The sequence below is a fragment of the Chromatiaceae bacterium genome (assembly GCA_024235395.1).
Classification (GTDB): Bacteria; Pseudomonadota; Gammaproteobacteria; order Chromatiales; family Chromatiaceae; genus Thiosocius.
Window position 1 is genome coordinate 802169 of sequence record JACKMK010000001.1, and the last position, 18676, is coordinate 820844.

19 protein-coding genes are annotated in these 18676 nt (G+C 63.9%); 11 read left to right on the forward strand and 8 right to left on the reverse strand.

All coding sequences use genetic code 11. From position 1 onward, the window contains the following. The first annotated feature begins 63 nt into the window (after positions 1-63). The 5 genes from H6955_03670 to H6955_03690 all read left to right on the forward strand — a co-directional run bounded on the left by H6955_03670 (position 64) and on the right by H6955_03690 (position 3442). Entirely contained in the window at positions 64-510 is a 447-nt protein-coding gene (locus H6955_03670; GenBank protein MCP5312627.1) for a glycine zipper 2TM domain-containing protein, read from the forward strand. A gap of 12 nt (positions 511-522) precedes the next feature. Beyond that, positions 523-780, forward strand: a complete 258-nt coding sequence (locus H6955_03675; protein ID MCP5312628.1) for a PepSY domain-containing protein — start codon at positions 523-525, stop codon at positions 778-780. Positions 781-784: 4 nt separating this feature from the next. Continuing rightward, positions 785-1462, forward strand: a complete 678-nt coding sequence (locus tag H6955_03680) for a response regulator transcription factor (protein MCP5312629.1) — start codon at positions 785-787, stop codon at positions 1460-1462. A 2-nt stretch (positions 1463-1464) separates the two neighbouring features. Beyond that, on the forward strand, positions 1465-2793 hold the full coding sequence (locus tag H6955_03685; GenBank protein ID MCP5312630.1) for a GHKL domain-containing protein: 1329 nt from the start codon (positions 1465-1467) through the stop codon (positions 2791-2793). 115 nt (positions 2794-2908) lie between these two features. Further along, positions 2909-3442, forward strand: coding sequence for a hypothetical protein (locus H6955_03690; protein ID MCP5312631.1), 534 nt, complete (start codon positions 2909-2911; stop codon positions 3440-3442). Between the two features lie 6 nt (positions 3443-3448). Here the strand turns inward: H6955_03690 and msrB are convergent, their stop codons facing one another. Then, a complete protein-coding gene (gene msrB, locus H6955_03695; GenBank protein MCP5312632.1) occupies positions 3449-3862 on the reverse strand; it encodes a peptide-methionine (R)-S-oxide reductase MsrB in 414 nt (137 codons plus the stop codon). 121 nt (positions 3863-3983) lie between these two features. Here msrB and H6955_03700 point away from each other — a divergent pair, with 121 nt between their 5' ends. From H6955_03700 to psd, 3 genes are read left to right on the forward strand one after another with little or no spacing between them, the layout of a single operon-like run. After that, positions 3984-5165, forward strand: a complete 1182-nt coding sequence (locus tag H6955_03700) for an alanine--glyoxylate aminotransferase family protein (protein MCP5312633.1) — start codon at positions 3984-3986, stop codon at positions 5163-5165. 5 nt (positions 5166-5170) lie between these two features. Then, the gene (locus tag H6955_03705) at positions 5171-5761 is read left to right on the forward strand and encodes a hypothetical protein (GenBank protein MCP5312634.1); all 591 of its coding nucleotides are present in this window, start codon (positions 5171-5173) and stop codon (positions 5759-5761) included. 7 nt (positions 5762-5768) lie between these two features. Next, positions 5769-6647, forward strand: coding sequence for a phosphatidylserine decarboxylase (gene psd, locus H6955_03710; protein ID MCP5312635.1), 879 nt, complete (start codon positions 5769-5771; stop codon positions 6645-6647). A gap of 7 nt (positions 6648-6654) precedes the next feature. Here the strand turns inward: psd and H6955_03715 are convergent, their stop codons facing one another. The 3 genes from H6955_03715 to efp all read right to left on the reverse strand — a co-directional run bounded on the left by H6955_03715 (position 6655) and on the right by efp (position 8820). Further along, entirely contained in the window at positions 6655-7185 is a 531-nt protein-coding gene (locus H6955_03715; protein MCP5312636.1) for an ankyrin repeat domain-containing protein, read from the reverse strand. An 80-nt stretch (positions 7186-7265) separates the two neighbouring features. Beyond that, positions 7266-8273: an EF-P lysine aminoacylase GenX gene (gene genX, locus H6955_03720; protein MCP5312637.1), complete on the reverse strand. Its 1008-nt coding sequence runs from the start codon at positions 8271-8273 to the stop codon at positions 7266-7268. Beyond that, entirely contained in the window at positions 8248-8820 is a 573-nt protein-coding gene (gene efp, locus H6955_03725) for an elongation factor P (protein ID MCP5312638.1), read from the reverse strand. Before efp ends, genX begins: the two co-directional genes overlap by 26 nt. A 37-nt stretch (positions 8821-8857) precedes the next feature. Between efp and epmB the strand changes: the two genes are divergently transcribed. The 3 genes from epmB to H6955_03740 all read left to right on the forward strand — a co-directional run bounded on the left by epmB (position 8858) and on the right by H6955_03740 (position 14129). After that, the gene (epmB, locus tag H6955_03730; GenBank protein MCP5312639.1) at positions 8858-9859 is read left to right on the forward strand and encodes an EF-P beta-lysylation protein EpmB; all 1002 of its coding nucleotides are present in this window, start codon (positions 8858-8860) and stop codon (positions 9857-9859) included. 161 nt (positions 9860-10020) lie between these two features. Continuing rightward, complete coding sequence (locus H6955_03735) at positions 10021-11940, forward strand: hypothetical protein (GenBank protein MCP5312640.1); 1920 nt, start codon at positions 10021-10023, stop codon at positions 11938-11940. 68 nt (positions 11941-12008) lie between these two features. Next, entirely contained in the window at positions 12009-14129 is a 2121-nt protein-coding gene (locus tag H6955_03740; protein ID MCP5312641.1) for an EAL domain-containing protein, read from the forward strand. A gap of 148 nt (positions 14130-14277) precedes the next feature. On the opposite strand, the gene H6955_03745 is transcribed toward H6955_03740, so the two are convergent. The 4 genes from H6955_03745 to H6955_03760 form a co-directional block, all read right to left on the reverse strand. Then, a complete protein-coding gene (locus tag H6955_03745; GenBank protein MCP5312642.1) occupies positions 14278-14775 on the reverse strand; it encodes a hypothetical protein in 498 nt (165 codons plus the stop codon). A gap of 126 nt (positions 14776-14901) precedes the next feature. Continuing rightward, positions 14902-15570: a hypothetical protein gene (locus tag H6955_03750; protein ID MCP5312643.1), complete on the reverse strand. Its 669-nt coding sequence runs from the start codon at positions 15568-15570 to the stop codon at positions 14902-14904. A gap of 8 nt (positions 15571-15578) precedes the next feature. Continuing rightward, on the reverse strand, positions 15579-16214 hold the full coding sequence (locus H6955_03755) for an AAA family ATPase (GenBank protein MCP5312644.1): 636 nt from the start codon (positions 16212-16214) through the stop codon (positions 15579-15581). A gap of 1928 nt (positions 16215-18142) precedes the next feature. Next, complete coding sequence (locus H6955_03760) at positions 18143-18655, reverse strand: hypothetical protein (GenBank protein MCP5312645.1); 513 nt, start codon at positions 18653-18655, stop codon at positions 18143-18145. Positions 18656-18676: the final 21 nt, after the last annotated feature.

The window sequence follows — 18676 nt, forward strand, 5'->3', positions numbered from 1 at the left end:
AGAGCGCCGCTAAGGTATCTACCAAGGGTCGAATCGTCGACCGGAATTTAGGAGGTCGCACAGATGAACAGCATTCTCAAAACGGCGTTTGCGCTGCTGATCCTGGTCAGTGCCAACGCCAATGCCGGACACGACGACCGCGCGCTGGCAGGGGCGGTGATCGGGGGCATCATCGGCGGCATCGCGGGCAGCCAGCTGAGTTACGGTGACGAGCGGGCCGCACTGACGATCGGTGGCACCGTGCTGGGCGCGGTCATCGGCCATGAGCTGGCCGACGACAAGGACCGGGGACGGCACAGCGATCGCCGCCCGCGACGCGATTTCGATCGCCACCGCGGACACGACCGGCGCCCCGGACACCGTGACGAGCGGCGCGACCGCTGGATCGGCTACTCTAATAAGCGGCCGCGCGGCGCCTACGATGACTATCCGCGGCCAGGCGTACGAATCGGTTACACGTCCGGTGGAGACCATTCGCACGATCGGAGATGGCACACGAAGTACGATTGACGGTATCGAATCATGAGACACGCAACCCCCCTGGCCTTGGTCGCGGCACTCCTGCTGAGCGCCGCGACAGGCGTGCAGGCGGATCGCCGCAAGTCGCTCGACGACGCGGTGTCCGAGGCGCGCAGCCGTTATCCCGGGCGGGTGCTGTCGGCTGAAACGGACCGGCGGGGCGGACGCGAGTCGTACCGCATCCGGATACTGACCGACGACGGACGGGTCAAGCGGCTGCGCATCGACTCCGAATCAGAGCGTCGTCCGTCGTCGCGTTGACCCCATGCGCATCCTGCTGGTCGAAGACGAACCCCTGTTGCGCACCCAGCTGGCCGACCAGCTCACGGCCAAGGGCTATTCGGTCGACGCCGCGGCTGACGGCGAGGAAGGCCTGTACCTGGGCCGAGAGTACCCGATGGACCTCGCGATCATCGACCTCGGTCTGCCGAAGATCTCGGGGATCGAACTGATCCGCCGCCTGCGCGCACTGCAACGTGCGTTCCCGATCCTGATCCTGACCGCACGCGATGCCTGGCAGGACAAGGTCGAGGGCCTGGAGAGCGGCGCCGACGACTATCTCACCAAGCCGTTTCACACAGGCGAACTGCTGGCCCGTGTGAATGCCCTGTTGCGGCGCGCCGCCGGCCACAGCAGCCCGGTGCTGAACGCCGCAGGGATCGAGATCGACACCACCGCACAGACCGTGCGTAGCGCGGGACGCGAGGTCACGTTGACCGGCCATGAGTATCGGATCCTCGAATACCTGATGCTCCACGCCGGCAAGGTGGTATCCAAGACCGAACTGACCGAGCATGTCTACGATCAGGATTTCGACCGCGACAGCAACGTCGTCGAGGTGCTGATGGGCCGCATTCGCAAAAAGGTCGACCCGCACGGCGAGCATCGGCCCATCGAGACGCTGCGCGGCCGCGGCTACCGCCTGGGCAAGGACGACGGCTGACGGTGCGACGCTCGATCAACCGCCGTCTGCTGATCAGCAACCTGCTGGTCCTCGCGGCGTTTCTCGGTCTGGCCGGCGCCGCGCTCGACCGCGCGTTCCGCAGCAGCACCGAGAGCGCGATCCGCGAACGCCTGCAGGCACACGTCTACACCCTGCTGACGGCGGCCAAGGAGGACGACCTGGGCCGCATGCGCCTGCCGGACGCGCTCGCTGCACCGGCCTTCAACCAACCGGACTCCGGCCTGTACGCGGAGGCCGTCGGCGAGGACGGCGCGTACCACTGGCGCTCCGGATCGCTGCTGGGCCGTCTCTGGCAGCTGACGTCGCCGACCGCGGTCGGCATGACCCGCTTCCACTTCGCGGACGGGCTGGCGATCCTCGATCAGGGAGTCTCCTGGGAAGACGACAAGGGCAAGCCGATCGCCTACGCGCTGACCGTGGCGATGGACAGCGCCACCCTGCGCGAAGAACAGGCCGGCTTCCGCGGCACCCTGTGGCGCTGGCTGGGTGGCGTCGCACTGGTATTGCTCGCGGTGCAGATCCTGCTGGTGCGCTGGGGCCTGGCGCCGCTGCGCGACATGAGCGCCGCGGTGCAGCGGATCGAAAGTGGCGAGAGCGTACGCATCGAGGGACCCGTACCCTACGAACTCCTCGGCCTCAGCGACAACCTGAATTCCCTGATCCAGCAAAACCAACAACGTCAGGAACGCGTGCGCCACAGTCTCGCCGACCTGGCACACAGCATGAAAACACCGCTCGCGGTACTGCGGGGTGCCGCCGAACAGGGCGACATCAACCCCGTGCTGCGCGACCTGATCGGCGACCAGACCCGACGTATCGACGAGATCGTCGGCTATCAGCGGCAGCGTGCCGCGGTGGCCGGCAGCAGTGCGGTCAACCGCCCCATCGCCCTGGCACCGATCGTTCGCCGGCTGTGCGCCAGCCTGGACAAGGTGCACCGGGCGCGCGGCGTGCGCTGCTCGGTCGAGATCGACGATCGCCTCAAGCCGCGGGTCGACCAGGGCGACCTGTTCGAGTTGCTCGGCAACCTGGTCGAAAATGCGTTCAAACACTGCTCGACCCAGGTGGCGGTCGGCGCCCGCTCGGAACCCGGGGCCATGCTGATCGAAGTCGAGGACGACGGACCCGGTATCGCCCCGCAAGAGGTCGAGCGCCTGTTGCGTCGCGGCGAGCGTGCCGACCAGCAGCACCCGGGAGAAGGCATAGGTCTGGCCGTGGTCAGCGAGATCGTGCGCCACTATCAGGGCGACCTCAAGGTCGACCGCTCCGCGCTCGGGGGTGCCAGGATTCGCGTTCGCATACCAACCTAGCCGGGCCCACCGTGGTCGTCCCCGCCGGTCGCGCCGAACCGTTCGTCACGACCGGCTCAAGTCGCCTGATGGGGGGCCGTTAACGGAGAGATATCGGCCAGCTTCCGGGGGGGAAATGTCGAAACCGAAATCCGAGTCAGGCAAGGAACCACCGCGGATCCGTTTCGGCGACGACCTGCTGCCAGCGCACGATGTCTGGCACAAGATGGAAACCGTCAACGTGGTGGTCGACGCGATCGACCGCTTCAACCAGAAGTTTCCCGAACTGGCCAGCGCGACCACGCGCGACGTGGTACCGCTGGTGCGCCAACGGCTCAAGGATATCGAATTGCATATGCCCTACAAGGGCAGTCAGGCGGACCTTGCCGAGCTGGCGGTGAATCTGCTCTCCAGCATGTCGCCGGAAGAGGTGATCGATACCCTCGAGCAGGAGCACGGCGCCCGGATCGGGATCGTCGACCTCATCCAACTGGCCGGGGACGCGGCCTATCGCGCGGCTCTGAGCCGCGAAGCCACCGAGTACGAACTCAACCGCATTTCACCGCAGCAGGCGGCCGACCTGTGGAACGACCTGGGACGTCCGGCACCCGGCGGTGGCCTGTGGAATGCCGCCAAGGTGCAGGCCCTGTTGCTGCTCAAGCCGGACTGAGCGCCATCACTCGCCGTCACCGTCCCCGGTCGTATCCAGATCCAGCGAAACCGAGTTGATGCAATAGCGCAGACCGGTCGGGCGCGGCCCATCGGGAAACACGTGACCGAGATGCGACCCACAGCGCCGGCAATGCACCTCGGTACGCACCATGCCATGGCTTTGATCGGTCTCGGTCGCGACAGACTCGCCGTTCACCGGTTGCCAGAAGCTGGGCCAGCCTGTGCCCGAGTCGAACTTGGCCGACGCATCGAACAAGGGCTCACCGCACGCCGCGCAGCGGTACAGGCCGGGTGTCTTGGTATCCCAATAGGCGCCGGTGAAGGCGCGTTCAGTGCCTTTCTCCCGGCATACGTGGTATTGCTCCTCGGACAAGGTCTCGCGCCACTCCGCATCTGTCCGGTCGAACTTTTCTGTCATTGCCCCAACTCCGCTACTACCGCCCAAAGACCGGGCCAATCCGACCCGTATTGCGCTTGATTGCTTTTTGTGCCGGTCACTATACTCGCTGGCTCATTCACGATTGCCAATGGGTCTCGCCATGCCGACTAGCGCCTTCCACCCACCGCTCCGCACCCTGATGGGTCCCGGCCCCTCCGACGTGCCGCCGCGGGTCCTCGAAGCACTCGGCCGGCCCACGATAGGCCACCTGGACCCGAAATTCATCGACCTGATGGACGAGGTCAAGGCGCTGCTGCAATACGTGTTGCAGACACAGAATGCGCTCACCATGCCGGTTTCTGCGCCCGGTTCGGCGGGCATGGAGGCCTGTTTCGTCAATCTGGTCGAACCCGGCGAAAAGGTGATCGTCTGCCAGAACGGCGTCTTCGGTGGACGTATGAAGGAAAACGTCGAGCGCTGCGGAGGCCAGGCCGTCCTGGTGCAGGACCCCTGGGGACAGGCGGTCGACCCGCAGAAACTGGAAGACGCGCTGATTGCCAACCCGGATGCGCGGGTGGTCGCGTTCGTACACGCAGAGACCTCGACCGGCGCGCAGTCGGACGCCAAGACGCTGGTCGAACTCGCCCACCGCCACGACTGCCTGGCGATCGTCGATGCCGTGACTTCGCTGGCCGGCACACCGCTGTTGGTGGACGATTGGGAGATCGACGCGGTGTATTCGGGCACCCAGAAGTGTCTCTCGTGCGTACCGGGCATCTCACCAGTCAGCTTCAGCGAGCGGGCCCAGCACAAGATCGTCAACCGTCAGCACAAGGTGCAGAGCTGGTTCCTCGATATGAACCTGGTAATGGGCTATTGGGGCAACGGCTCACGCCGGGCCTACCACCACACCGCGCCGGTCAACGCGATGTATGCGCTGCACGAATCTCTGCTGATGGTGCGCGAAGAAGGCCTGGAAAACGGCTGGGCGCGCCACCAGCGCAATCACGAGGCGCTGAAGGCCGGTCTCGAGGCGATGGGCATCGGCTTTGTGGTCGACGAAGCGCACAGACTGCCGCAACTCAACGCCGTGTGGATCCCGCAAGGCGTCGACGATGCGGCCGTGCGCACCCGGCTGCTCGACGAACACCATATCGAGATCGGCGCCGGACTGGGTGAACTGGCCGGTAAGGTGTGGCGCATCGGGCTGATGGGCTACAGCAGCCGCATCGAAAACATCACCCGTTGCCTGGGGGCCCTCGACGGTGTACTTGCGGATATCGGCGCACCGGTTAACCACGGCGTCGCACTGCCGGCGGCGGAAAAGGTCCTGGCCGCCTGAAGCCCATGCGCCGGGCTCGGCGTCGGCGACCGCGTTCCCGCCTGCTGCTGATCGTCGCCGCGCTCGCCAGCATCATCGTCGGTTATTACGCCGGCCAGTATTGGCAGCGGCGGCCACTGGAGGGTCTGTCGGTGCAGGTCTTCGACCAGGGGCGCCCGATCACCTACCCAGAGCAGTTCGGGATCGGGTTTGACAACCGACATTGGCGCCTGTTTCTGGCGGTCGACACGCGCCAACCGGCGTGTCGTGAACTGCTGCGGCATTTTGCGTTGGTCGTCAATCGCCTCGCCGCCTGGCCCAAGGTTCAGGCGAAGCTGCGTCTCACGCTGTTGGCCTACGATCGACCGGGGAGCGACGCGATCGCGGCGTTCACCGGCGGCGTGAACTGGGTCGACGTGGTGACTGCGGATGCCGGGTCCTTGGATGCGGTCACGCAACAGCTTGATATCCAGCCGCACGGCACCATCTGGTGCTCCGAAGGGACCGCGGGCGGCGTCCTGGTCGCGCCAAAGCACCGTGCCTGGGCGCGGATCCCGATGGAACCGGCCGCTGTCATGGCACGCAACATCGCCGGTGTCGTCGGCTTCGTGGAATAATTACCCAATGTCATCCTCCAAACCACCCGGTCTGCTCGACCATCTATCGACCGCGTTGTTGCGGGTCCTGCCACAACACCTGCTTGCTGCCGGGATGTACCGCCTCGCACGGGCACGCACGCCGTGGTTGAAAAACCTGCTCATTCGCCAGATCGGCCGCCGTTACGGTATCGACACGCAGGAGGCCGAGCAGCCGGATGCCACCGCCTACCCAAGCTTCAATGCGTTCTTCACGCGCGCGCTGAAACCGGACACGCGGCCGCTCGCCGAGGGGATGTTGATGTCGCCGGCCGACGGCAAGGTGAGCCAGATCGGCCCGATCGACGGCGTTTCGCTGCTGCAGGCCAAGGGGCATAGGTTCGACCTGTTGGCGCTGCTGGCCGGTGACCGCAGCATGGCGGCCTCATTTCAAGACGGGCTGTTCGCGACCATCTACCTTTCGCCGCGCGACTATCACCGGGTGCACATCCCGTTCGCGGGGACGCTCGAGTCGATGGTCTTCGTACCCGGCGATCTGTTCAGCGTCAGCGAGGCCACGACCCAGCTCGTTCCCGGCCTGTTCGCGCGCAATGAGCGCGTGATCTGCTATTTCCAGACCGATCTGGGCCCGATGGCGGTGATTCTGGTCGGCGCGATCTTCGTCGGCAGTATCGAGACCGTTTGGCATGGCGAGGTGCGGGAGCGCCGCGGGCAGCCGACCCGATGGGTCTATCAGGGCGCGCAGCGCCGGCACTTCGCCGCCGGCGAGGAGATCGGTCGATTCAACATGGGCTCGACGGTGATCGTCCTGCTACCGCGCGACGCCGCGAACTGGTCGGCCGACATCGGACCCGGAAGCAGCCTGCGCATGGGCGAAATGATCGGCGAACCGATCCGCAACGACTGAGCACCCGTCACAGCAGGGCGGCGATTTCCGGATGACCCTGGGCTGCCGCCCAGGCTTGCGCGGTACGGCCGTCGCGGTCCCGTACACGGCGATCAGCACCCAGTTCCAACAGCGCCTGTACCGTCTCCCGATGTCCGTTGACACTGGCCCAGATCAGCGCGGTCCAGCCACGTGTCGTTTCGACCTGATCGATCGCGGCGCCTGCCGCCGCTAGTTGGCGCACCACCTCGACGTGACCGCTGCCGGCCGCCAACATCAACGCGGTATATTCGCCGTGCTCGCGCAGATCGACACCTGCCCCGGCGGCCAGCAGCTGAGTGACGGTGTCGCGATGGCCATACTGAGCTGCCAGCATCAGCGGTGTGCGCGCGCAGACATCGCGGTGGTCGACCGGGTGTTCCGGATCGATCAACTGCAACAGCTGCTCGGTCTCGCCCTGTTGCGCCAGATCGTGCATGGAAAGCGGCGCCTGCGCGGGTGGCGTTTCACCGCATGCCGCCAGCGTCGCAACAAGGAAGATCGAGAGATATCGCAACATGCGCGAATGATCGCGCGGCCCGCCGTTCCAATGCATTGACGATCCGCATGCGACGCGGCTGGCGGCCGCCTGGCCAGCCGCTAGCAGCGTTGCAGGGAGAAGCTGATCACCTCGTCGATGTCCGTCCCGTCGATCCGCAGCAGCAGCACGCGGTCCAGGCCGACGGCAACGCCGGCACAGTCGGGTAGCCCGTGCTGCAGCGCGGCCAGCAGGCGCCGATCGACGACGACGGGTGGCCGCCCACTACCCCGCCGGTGGCAGTTGTCGGCCTCGAAGCGCGCCGCCTGTTCGTCGACATCGCTGAGTTCGAGGAAGCCGTTGGCCAGTTCGACGCCGCGGTGGAACACCTCGAAGCGTGCGGCGGTGCGACCGTCGGGATTGAGTTGCGCCAGCGCCGCCTGGCTGGCGGGGTAGTCCGTCACGAAGGTGAGACAGGTGCGACCGAGGTGCGGCTGGACCAGGTGGCTGAACAGCAGATCGAGCCAACCGTCGGCGTCCAGCTGCATGGACTCGGCACCGAGGATGTTGCGTTGCAATGCCACACCGCGCAGTTGTTCGGCGGTCGCCGCGAGCGCGTCGCAACCGGCCACCTCGCCGAGCAACTGGTCATAGGGGTGTCGTTCGACTGCCAGCTCGGGTTGTGCCAGCGCCAGGCGCAGCACACCGGCCACCTCGTCCATCAGGTCGCCGACACCGAATCCGGGGCGATACCACTCGAGGATCGTGAACTCCGGATTGTGCAGACGTCCGGCCTCGCCGTTGCGAAACGCCTTGCAGACCTGGTAGATCGGTCCGCTGCCGGCGGCCAGCAGACGCTTCATCGCGAACTCCGGCGAGGTCTGCAGATAAAGCTCTTTGCCTGCCGGATAAAGCGGTCCGCGATATTGCAGGGTCAGTGGCTCCAGCGACGGATCGGTCCCGGCGCTGGCACCCGCCAATGGCGTCTCCACCTCGAGCACCTGGTTCGCAGCGAAGTACCGGCGCAGCTCTGCAAGCATCGTGGCGCGCGTGCGCAGCGTGCGCAGGTCCGCGCCGGGACGCCACTCGCCATTGGTCAGGAGATTATTCGTCCTTGACGCGGCTGACATACTCGCCGGTCCGGGTATCGACCTTGATCTTTTCGCCGCTCTGGATGAACAGCGGCACGCGCACGACGGCGCCGGTCTCCAGCGTCGCCGGCTTGCCGCCACCACCCGAAGTGTCGCCCTTCAGCCCCGGGTCGGTCTCGGTGATCTCCAGCACCACGAAGTTCGGAGCCTCGACCGCGATCGGAGCGCCATTCCACAGCGTGACCATGCACAGGTCCTGCTCTTTGATCCACTTCACCGCATCACCCAGCGCATTCGCGTCCACCTGGTATTGTTCGAAGCTGCCGGTATCCATGAAGTGCCAGAATTCACCGTCGTTGTACAGGTACTGGAGATCGCGATCGACGACATCGGCCGCCTCGACGGTCTCGCCCGAACGGAAGGTCTTTTCGAGCACCCGACCGGTCTTCAGATTGCGAATTTTCACGCGGTTGAACGCCTGGCCTTTGCCGGGCTTGACGAATTCGTTTTCAATAATGGTGCAAGGGTCACCGTCGAGCAGCAGCTTGAGACCACCGCGGAATTCGTTCGTGCTGTAAGTCGCCATTCGATCCTCATCAAACGCTGAAACAACAAAGCCCACAATGATAAACCCTTCGCCCCTGCGCTTGGAAACAGAACCCTGGCAGCGCGAACTCGCCGACGCTGTCGGCGATCCCAGTGAACTGCTGAGACTGCTGGAACTCGTGCCGGACCAGCTGCCCGGCGTCCGCCTCGACCGGGCCGATTTCCCCCTGCGCGTCCCACGCCACTATGTCGGACTGATGCGCCGGGGCGACCCCGCAGACCCGTTGCTCGCCCAGGTGCTGCCGCGGGAGATCGAACAGCGAACCACGGCGGGTTACCTCGCCGACCCGGTCGGCGACTTGGCCGCCTCACGCGATCACGGTGTGCTGCACAAATACAACGGACGGGCATTGCTCGTGACCACCGGCGCCTGCGCGGTGCACTGCCGCTATTGTTTCAGACGGCACTTCCCGTACGCCGAACTGTCTGCGCTCGGCCAGTGGCAGCAGGCGCTGGAGACCTTGCAAGGCATGCCGGATGTCCGCGAGGTGATCCTGAGCGGAGGCGACCCGTTGAGTCTCTCCGACAGCCGGCTGGAGCAACTGGTCGACGGGCTGCGGGCCGTCCCGCACCTCCGCCGGTTGCGTATCCATACCCGTCTCCCGGTGGTCCTGCCGAATCGGGTCACCGAGCGGCTGGTCGCGACGCTGGCGGGCACACGACTGACGCCTGTGTGCGTGATTCACGCCAACCACCCGAACGAGATATCGCCGGAACTTGGCGACGCGATGCGGCGTCTCAAAGAGGCCGGCGTCACCCTGCTGAACCAATCGGTTTTTCTCAAGTTCATCAATGATGATGCCGATACGCTGGTGAATCTGAGCGAATCGTTGTTCGGCATCGGCGTGCTGCCCTACTACCTCCACCTGCTCGATCCGGTGGCCGGTGCGGCGCATTTCGACGTCCCCCAGGCACACGTGGCGCCGATCTACCGGGAACTGCGCGCGCGTCTGCCGGGTTACCTGGTGCCGCGTATCGTGCGCGAAACGGCCGGCGAGCCGTTCAAGGTTCCGATTTGACGTACCCGGGAGCTTGGCCGGGGCTGCATTAATCGGCGGCAAGTGGCTAGAATTGAGCGGTAGCAGAGACTTATGTCGCCGGACACTGCGGTGACATGATTTCGACGCAGCAGCACACCGGGCCGGATAAGACAATCAGATACCCAGTGTTGGCGGCCAATTTGACCGAAATCGACGAAAAACCTAACTCACCGGCATCGGCTCAGTCGTCCGATGCTGCGGCACGCCCGTTGCTCGGACTGCAGATCCCGCGACAGTCCGCTGCCAAACCTGACAACCTCTTGCTCGACCCCAAGGAGACCGAGGCCTGGTTCGAGGCGCTGCCGATGGCCAATATCGGCGAGACCGCGCGGCGCGTGTTCAGCACACTGGTCGAATTCAACCGCATCGAGGTGCCCGACCTGCTGCGCGCCAGGACCGTCGAAAAGTTCCGACCACCGGTGGAATACATCACCAGCAATCTCCAGAAGTATTACGTGGATGTCGGTCTACCACTGTCACCCAAGGGTGCAAAGACCTCGTCGCTGGCGCGTGAACTGCAGAAGGAGCTGGCGATATCGTACAAGGTGATCGTCGAGCGGATGATCTCCGGGGACAGCGCCAACTTCGATCGCCGGCTGCTGGTGATCGCGCTGCATCGAACGCTGACCTATCTTGGCCAGATCCTGTATCAGAACGCGCTGGTCTATGCGGGATGGCCGGAGGGCATCTGGCGCGAGATCAACAGCGTGTATGCCTACGCGTCGCAAAACCATATCCACGACATACCGGTCAAACCCGACGACGGCAGAAACGCTCAGGGCAGCACGACCATCGAAGACCAGTTCAAGGCGTTGATGCTGTTTGCGAGTGCGACACCCCATCGCCTGCGACAGAGCCACGCGCAGCTGCTGTTCTCACATCTGGCGGAGTGGTCACAGTACACCGTGATCCTCGACCGCGACGACGGCGGTACCAGCCTCGGCCGGTTCAACGTCGATCTCTGGGCCGATTCCTCACCGATGCACAATTCCCTGCGCACGCCGGTGCCGGGGAAACGGATCGCCATTCTCGACGTCCGCGAACTGTTGAAGAAACTGCGCAGCGACTTCGAACAGGCCCCCTGGGACAATCGCTCCGGGCTGCAAACCGGCAAGCAGGTGTTGACGCGGCCGCTGATTCGCCTGCTGATCATGGCCTGGAGCCGCCCACCGGATCGGCGTTTCGTGCGTACGAAACTGAACTTCGACCTGCACGTGGTAGCCGGACTGCACGCGATCTATGGCAACCTCCAGGCAGAGGACCAGCCCCCGTACGCCACGACCCGTGCGCCCCTGTTCACGTTGGAAGAGTCGGAGCCGCGCCCAGCCACGCCGCGCAATCGGCTGAAATGGTCCAGCGGCAGCCTCGAGAATGCGTCCCTGGCCCCGCTCGACAGCGAATTCGTCAACGACGAGATGTTTCACGACAGCTTCCTTGTCGGTAGCCGCGGGCCGGTGGTCCCACCACCCCAGCCGGAGGTCCGCCGGGAGCCCGATCCTCAGCCGGAAGCACCAGCGCCGGAGGAAAACCGCCACGCGGTGAAAACTGTGAACGAGAGCGCGGGCGGTTACTGCATACGCTGGCAGGGAGAGCAGATACCCAAGGTCAAGATTGGCGAACTGATCGGGGTCGAGTCACCCTCCGATCGGCGCCGTTATGGCCTCGGCGTCATCCGCTGGATGAAGCAGCAGCCTGATCAAGCCCTCGATCTGGGGCTCGAGGTGATCTCGACGCGCTGCGAGGCCGCCGACGTCCGCGAAGCAGGCAAGACGGCAGGACGCACCCGGACACCTTCTTACAAATGCCTGGTGATCAATGATACGGACCCCGCGAGCAATGCGACCGCCAGCCTGGTGATGAGCGCGATGAGTCTGGAAACCGGGGTTGATCTGTTGCTGTCGATGGCCGGCAGGGAACAACTGATCCGATTGACCAAGCTGGTCGAATTCAGCAGCGCTTTCGCGCGCTACCATTTCGAGCTGGTCCGCTTGGAGCAGGACGAAAACCAGGACGGTGACAGTCCGTTCGACGAATTCAGCGAACTGTGGAACAGTCTTTGATGCGATGCCCCGGCGCTGTTACCGTGGCCCGAAAGTTACTTTGCTGACCAGCAAGGACAATGGGATCTATGGCCGTCCACGCGGAACGCGCAATTCAAAGCTTTGAGAGCGGCGGTACGCCAGTCGAGATGCTGGTCGTCGGATGTCCGCTTAACGTGGCCGACGGATTTGCCAACGCGCTGCGCAATCAGGGCCAGGCCGCGCATCTGAAGACTGCCGACGACCTCGCCTCGCTCGACGAACAGCTGAGTGGCGAGATCTGCGATCTGGTCGTGGTGAATGCCGACTCCGCATCGGTTCCCGTCACTCAGGTGGTCGCGAAGGTACGGGCACTCAGCCCGCGGGCAAGCCTACTGTTGGTCGGCACCGACAGAAAGACGATGAAACCCCTGGCGCTCGACCACGCATTGCAGGATTTCATCGATATCGACGACCCGGACCATGTTGCCCTGGCGATACGCCGGGAGCACCAGAGCCATTTGTGGCAGCAGGAACTGGCGCGCCTGAAGCGCCAACTGAGCGAGGCGGAGGAACGCAGCAACCTCCTGGTGCAGAGCTCGCGCGATGCGATTGCCTATATCCACGAGGGCATGCACCTGACGGCCAATCATGCCTACCTGGAGCTGTTCGGCTACGAGACGGCCGACGAACTCGACGGCCTTCCGATCATGGATATGATCGACGCCGAATCCCGAACCCAGTTCAAAGCGGCACTGCGCAAGATCAACGAGACCGGTCGACACGCCGAGGAATTCCGTTGCGTCACAGCGGAAGGCGAGCCGTTCGATGCGCGGATGGAATTCTCCCCGGCCAGCATCGATGGCGAGCTCTGTACCCAGGTGATGATCCGCGACCAGAGCCAGAGCCTCGCGTTGCAGAAGAAGATCGAGGAACTGACCAGCCGCGACGCGCAGACCGGGTTTTTCAATCGCCAGTCGTTCATGGAACGCCTCGAGGCCATGATCAGCGGCCCGCAAGGCGTCGAAACAGGCCATTCGCTCGTGCAGCTGTCGATCACCAATTACTCGCATATGCGCGAGAACTGCGGTTTCGGCTGTGCCGAGCAGATGCTCACCGAAGTCGCCGGGGTCCTGTCTGCAACCGTAACCGACGCGCACACGATTGCCCGCTTCGGCGACCACGATTTCATGATTCTGTGCGACGACAATGAGCCGGCGCTGGAAGTCGCCGAGCGCTGCCTGCACAACCTGCGCAGCCATGCGTTCAAGAGCATTCAGGACTCACCGATCAAACCGGTCTATTCGATCGGCGTGACACGGTCCGAGAAAGGCACCGAGATCAGCGCACACGAATTGGTGAATCGCTCCTGCCGCGCGACCGGCATGGCCCGTGCCGAGGGTGAGAACCAGGTCGTTTTTTACAACGACCAGGTTCCGGGCGAGACGTCGCATCTCGGCGAAGCCGACGCCGCGGTGGTGAAACTGATCGACAATGCGCTGGCCAACGACGGCTTCCGACTCAAGTACCAGCCGATCGTCAGCCTGCAGGGCGACACGCGGGAGAACTACTCCGTGTACCTGCGACTGATCGACGAAGAGGGCCAGGAACTCGAGCCCGAAGGCTTTCTGTCACCGGCGCGCGATGCGAGCCGGCTCGCCGAGGTGGACCGCTGGGTGGTGCGCAACGCGATCCGCGAATTGGCCAATCATCGGCGTGACGGCAAGAAGATCATTTTCCACATCATCATTTCCCGCGCCGGTATCGAGGACGATTCGATGCTGTTGTGGATCTGTGACTGCCTGAGGGAATTCCGTGCCAAGGGCTCGTGGCTGGTGTTCCAGTTCCGTGAGGGAGACCTGCGCACCGCGCTGCAACCGGCCCGCGAGCTGATCACCGGATTGAAGAAGATCAATTGCCGCATCGCGGTGAGCAACTTCAACGATATCGAATCGGCCGACGCACTGCTGAAACACATGGAAGTCGACGTGGTCAAGCTATCACCAGATTTTATGCGCGACCTCGCGACCAACAATGCGCAACAGGAGCGCATGACCAAAACCAACACGACCCTGCAGGAAGCGGGCTACAAGACCATCGCCAGCGGCGTCGAGGATGCGGGCAGTCTCGCGATCCTCTGGAACATCGGGGTCAACTACATCCAGGGATATTTCCTGCAGGAGCCCTCGAGCACCATCTCGTTCGAAGGTGATCACGAAGAACAGGTCTGAGACGCCCGCGGCGGGGGCTCACGCAGCAATTGCCGTACGGTCCCGGGCGGCGCAGACCCTGTGTGCGCCGCTGTCCGCAAACCTGGGGAAATGAAAAGGGCCCGCACCGGGCCCCGCATGCCTGCCGACCAGATCGCGACCGGCTAGATCACCACGGCATGAACGCATTCATGAACGACATCGGTCGCCCGACGCTGTAGCTCAGGCGCCCCATGTCCGCCTGCATGTACTGAGTCGCCCGACCCATGGTGTGGGTCGCGTGGGTCATCGACTGGATCGCGCCGTCCATCGAGTCGAGATTCGCCAACATCGGCTCAAGGGTCGCCACCTTGTTGTCGATCGAATCCATGGTGACGGTCATCGCACGGATATTCGCGGTCAACTGACCCATGTTTTCCGAGACGTTCTGCATGTTGCCGGACAACGTGGTCATGTTCGAATCGACGCTGATCGCGAGGTAGTGGACGTCTTTGGCGAGGTTGTACACCAGATAGAAACCATATGCCGCGAGAATGATGAACGCGAACAGCGACGGGTAGACGATCAGCTCCCATCGTCTGGCACTGGATTCGAATACCTCGGACAGCTTTGCATATTCCGCGTTGGCATCGACGACGCCGTCCGCGACTTCTTCTGCGTTGCTCACGTCCACACCCTCTGGCACGTTTATCGGAACATGCTTAATTTACCATGAATACCTCAATGAAAGATATAAGCAGCGTTAATGAGCGCCCGTCGAGGCCAGGCGATGACTGTGGCCGGGACAGTCATTTCATTCCCTCAACTGTGCCGCGCGATCATCAGACTGTTCCTCCAAATAGCTGATAACCGCATGTAGTTTTTCGCTTTGCCCGGACAACTTGAGGCGCACGCCCGCCTCGTAGAACGCATCGCCGGCAGCTTGACGCCTGCCCATCGCGTGGTACAGGTTGCCAAGCTCCCCGAATGCATCGGCATCACCGGGAAAGTAGGTCAGCAGATCCATGTAAGTGGCTTCAGCGAGCTCGAATTCACCATTCCAGAAGGCGCGCCTCGCGGCCTGCACCAACTGCGCTCGATCCGGCATCGATGGGGCATCGGGCGTCTGTTCGCCCATGGGACGGAATCCGCTGTCCGGGTGCCGGCCCGCTGCTTCCTCCAGAGACCCGGCGCCATGGCGGTTTGACAGGCTGCCGCCTATCAGCTTCGGTTGTCTCGCAGCGGGCTCTCCCTTGTCGCCGGCGGCGCGCGATGCCGGCTCCGTGGTCACAACCGACGGTCGGTCTGGGCCCCGCAACACAGCGTGGGGGGCAATGTCTGTTTCGCCCGCCCCCTGCGATTGCCGCACCTCGGCGGGAAGGAACAGCGCGACACCGGCGAGCACGAACCCGAGCAGGGTCAATATCACCAGGTGACAGGCGAGCCAGTTCCCTACCCCGCCCAAAAAACTGCTGCCGCGCACCAACCGACTCACGAAAGCAGGTCAGCGTATAACACCGCCGCCAGGGCGTTCCATTCCGCAGCCCCTTTGCCGCGTGGTTCCTGTTCGAATACCGCCAGTCCCTCGCTGAACGCGCGCCGGTAGACGGTGCGCTGCGACAAACGAGGCTTGAGGTAGCGAATGCCGGGCAGAGACACCAAGGCGGCGGCCGCCTCGTCAGACTCCCTCACTGCACGATGAGTGTCGGCGCGGTTGATGAAACCCAGGACTTCGGGCCGGTCATTGCCGGTCAGGGAGTCCACGAAGCGGAGGAAACGCTGCGTCGACCAGATGTCGGCCTGACTCGGCGGTACCGGCACCAGCAGTCGATCGGCGATCGTCACCGCCTGCCTGAGGTTGTCCATCGACGCGGTACCCACGTCGATCAACACCTCGTCGCGTTCGTGCAGTTTCGAACGATCACCCATCATCGCCGCATCCAGGCTCTCGACCATGGGTAAATAACCCTCTTCGCGTCTGACCTCCAGTACATCGGTCAGGGTCGCCTGTGGGTCGGCGTCGATCACCGCGACGTCACGGTCGGCCATTGCCAGCCAGATCGCAAGATTGAAGGTGACTGTGCTCTTGCCCGATCCGCCCTTGAGAGTCCCGATTACCGTGATCATTCAGATCCTTAAAGACTAGATATCAAGTGCCCTCGCACCAGGCGCAACCAGCCGACACATCGGTCTCCTGATAGGTCGTCAACCAACCCGGCAGACCTTGCGACGCATCGCTCGAGCCGGCCAAGCGCGCGTTTCTGGCGGCGCTGCTTTGGCCGTAGCCAACCGGTCGAAACGAAGTGGAACGCCAGCCGACCTGGGTCGCAACGGGCTCGGGACGCCATTGCCCCGGGGCAGGACGCCCGACACTCGGCGCCGCTTGCGCATAATGCGGCACCGCCGTCGACCAACCGGTCCGATCGCCAGGCCTGAACGACGCCTGCCGACCAGCAGTATAGCCGGGCGCACGATAGCCGTAGGGTGCCGCCGGACCCGCGGTCGGCGTGCGCCAGCCGGCATACCCGGCCGGCGCATTGCTTGCAAAATCAGGCCGCAATGGATACCCGGTGGGCGGTGATGCGGCGTACGGTTGCCAGGCGGGCTGCATGGGCGGCATCGCATTCCCAGACCACGGCTGGGAATCCGCGGGGCGCCACGCGAACTGACGCGCAAACATCGGCACCTGCTCCTGCCAGACCTGAGCCATTCCGCTAAACGGCTGCGCCCATCCCGGTGCTCCGCTGGGCATGGGCATAGGCATAGGCATGACATAGGGTTGAGGCGGTGGCCCGTAGGCCGGGTATGCGGGTGCCGTGGCGTAACGTGGTGCCGCCATGGCCCAGTTCGGACGTGGCTCGGACCGCAAAGCGGCCACCCGATCACGATAGCGGTTGGGGCCAGATGCCGAATAGGGGCGGAATCTCGGTACATTCGCGATCCGCTGATAGGCCGCCGGCGTACCGGGGCCGCCTGCGGCGTAGCCGGTCGCCGGTCGCCATTCTGATCCGAACGCGAATGCCTGCCCGGAGACCAGCGACGAGCCGGTCAGCAGGAACGCGCCTCCTACTGCGAGTGCGTGTTTCTTCAAGTTCATGCGTCTTCTCTCATAGTCTGTTCATTAGAGGGCGTCGTGCAGACAGTCGCTGCCGACCCGCGGGACTCGTGGCAAACGCTCGACTCACCAGCGCGGCCAGAAGCCGCCTTGATAAGCCGTGACCATCGGTGCGCTCGACCAACCGTATGTCATCCCCGTCCCTGCGTGATGCGGCTGCCAACCCGATGAATAGGGGCTGCGGTACGCCGGTTTGCGCACCTGGGGAGGGCGGAATTGGGCGTGCAGGGCGTCGACCGAAACCGACTCTGTCGGCCGCTCGACACCTGACGACCTGTCCGTGCCCGAACGTTCGAGCGGCCGGAACCTGGCCGAACCTCGCGACACCGCTTCGCTGCGCGCGGCATTCGGAATCGGTGTCGTCGGCGCGACGATCAATCGGCTGTGCAAACGCGGCATCCCGGCAAATTGTCCCGGTACACTGCGTGACCTCGCGACAGCGATCGCGGCAGGCCGCCAACGCGCCGTTGTTGTCCTCTCCGAACGATGCACGGGTCGGAATTGCGGTCGATTGGCGGGCGCCGAATAGCTCGACCATCCCGGATACGCAGCCTGTGCCGAAGACAGCGGGGCGAGCGTGATGGCAGCCAGGTTTGTCAGCCCGAGCATCAATCCGAAGCCAAGCGTCCGCACCGCCACAGAACCCCCTCCAGGTCGCCCCACCCGCACGTATGTCCGGATCTGACCTTGAGGCACAATATATACGCTGTCCTTGGAGAGTCAACCACAATATCTTGTGTATAAAAGCTGTGGAAAACCGTGGGGAAACTGTTTGCGGTCTGTGGATTGTCAGGGATGGAATAAATTTCTATTTATTTTTCAGAAACTTATAATATTCGATTCGGCGGAAAGGACCTTGGTCACCCGCCCTCTGCCAGCCACAAAGTCGGGAATGCAACGCTGCTCGGCAGGCGCCGCACGACAGTGCGTCCAAATCTGCTCAGTTTGGCCAGAACGGAACGAACGCCGGCGGAGGCGGCAACGAGGGATAGGGCAATATCGGCGCCGGCATCGGCACCGGCTGGACATTTTCGGCCTGCATCTCCTCGTAGGTACGGCGGTGTTTCTTTTCGATCGGCCGAAACTGCGATTGCAGATCACGCGCGGCGGCGTCGCCCGGCGCATCGCCGGCATAGGGTGCGGGAACCGCATAGGGAGACTCGCGCTCATCCGGTCGAAAACGCAATCCCAATTCCTGTCCCCGCGTGATCGGCACTGCCTTGCGTGCACCGGCGCGCCGCTGCGGCAACGAGGACCGCGTATGCCCCACACCGCTGTCGCGCCGGACCGGCATCGGCGCGCCACGCAGGATGCGTGCGGCCTCAACGGGACGGAATGCGTGAGCGGTGCGCGCCCATTGCACCCCGCGATAAGCGGTGTGCGTGAGTGGCGCATGGTTCGCGAAAGCGGCTTCAGCGGGCAAAACCGCCCCCAGGCCCAGCATTACGAGCATCGAGCTTGCGTATCGGATAGC

Coding starts and splice junctions, on each gene's coding strand:
- H6955_03690 (MCP5312631.1), top strand. CDS start 2,909: ATGTCGAAACCGAAATCCGAGTCAGGCAAGGAACCACCGCGGATCCGT.
- H6955_03705 (MCP5312634.1), top strand. CDS start 5,171: ATGCGCCGGGCTCGGCGTCGGCGACCGCGTTCCCGCCTGCTGCTGATC.
- efp (MCP5312638.1), bottom strand. CDS start 8,820: ATGGCGACTTACAGCACGAACGAATTCCGCGGTGGTCTCAAGCTGCTG.
- H6955_03715 (MCP5312636.1), bottom strand. CDS start 7,185: ATGTTGCGATATCTCTCGATCTTCCTTGTTGCGACGCTGGCGGCATGC.
- H6955_03740 (MCP5312641.1), top strand. CDS start 12,009: ATGGCCGTCCACGCGGAACGCGCAATTCAAAGCTTTGAGAGCGGCGGT.
- msrB (MCP5312632.1), bottom strand. CDS start 3,862: ATGACAGAAAAGTTCGACCGGACAGATGCGGAGTGGCGCGAGACCTTG.
- H6955_03675 (MCP5312628.1), top strand. CDS start 523: ATGAGACACGCAACCCCCCTGGCCTTGGTCGCGGCACTCCTGCTGAGC.
- H6955_03760 (MCP5312645.1), bottom strand. CDS start 18,655: ATGCTCGTAATGCTGGGCCTGGGGGCGGTTTTGCCCGCTGAAGCCGCT.
- H6955_03680 (MCP5312629.1), top strand. CDS start 785: ATGCGCATCCTGCTGGTCGAAGACGAACCCCTGTTGCGCACCCAGCTG.
- epmB (MCP5312639.1), top strand. CDS start 8,858: ATGATAAACCCTTCGCCCCTGCGCTTGGAAACAGAACCCTGGCAGCGC.
- psd (MCP5312635.1), top strand. CDS start 5,769: ATGTCATCCTCCAAACCACCCGGTCTGCTCGACCATCTATCGACCGCG.
- H6955_03670 (MCP5312627.1), top strand. CDS start 64: ATGAACAGCATTCTCAAAACGGCGTTTGCGCTGCTGATCCTGGTCAGT.
- H6955_03755 (MCP5312644.1), bottom strand. CDS start 16,214: ATGATCACGGTAATCGGGACTCTCAAGGGCGGATCGGGCAAGAGCACA.
- H6955_03700 (MCP5312633.1), top strand. CDS start 3,984: ATGCCGACTAGCGCCTTCCACCCACCGCTCCGCACCCTGATGGGTCCC.
- genX (MCP5312637.1), bottom strand. CDS start 8,273: ATGTCAGCCGCGTCAAGGACGAATAATCTCCTGACCAATGGCGAGTGG.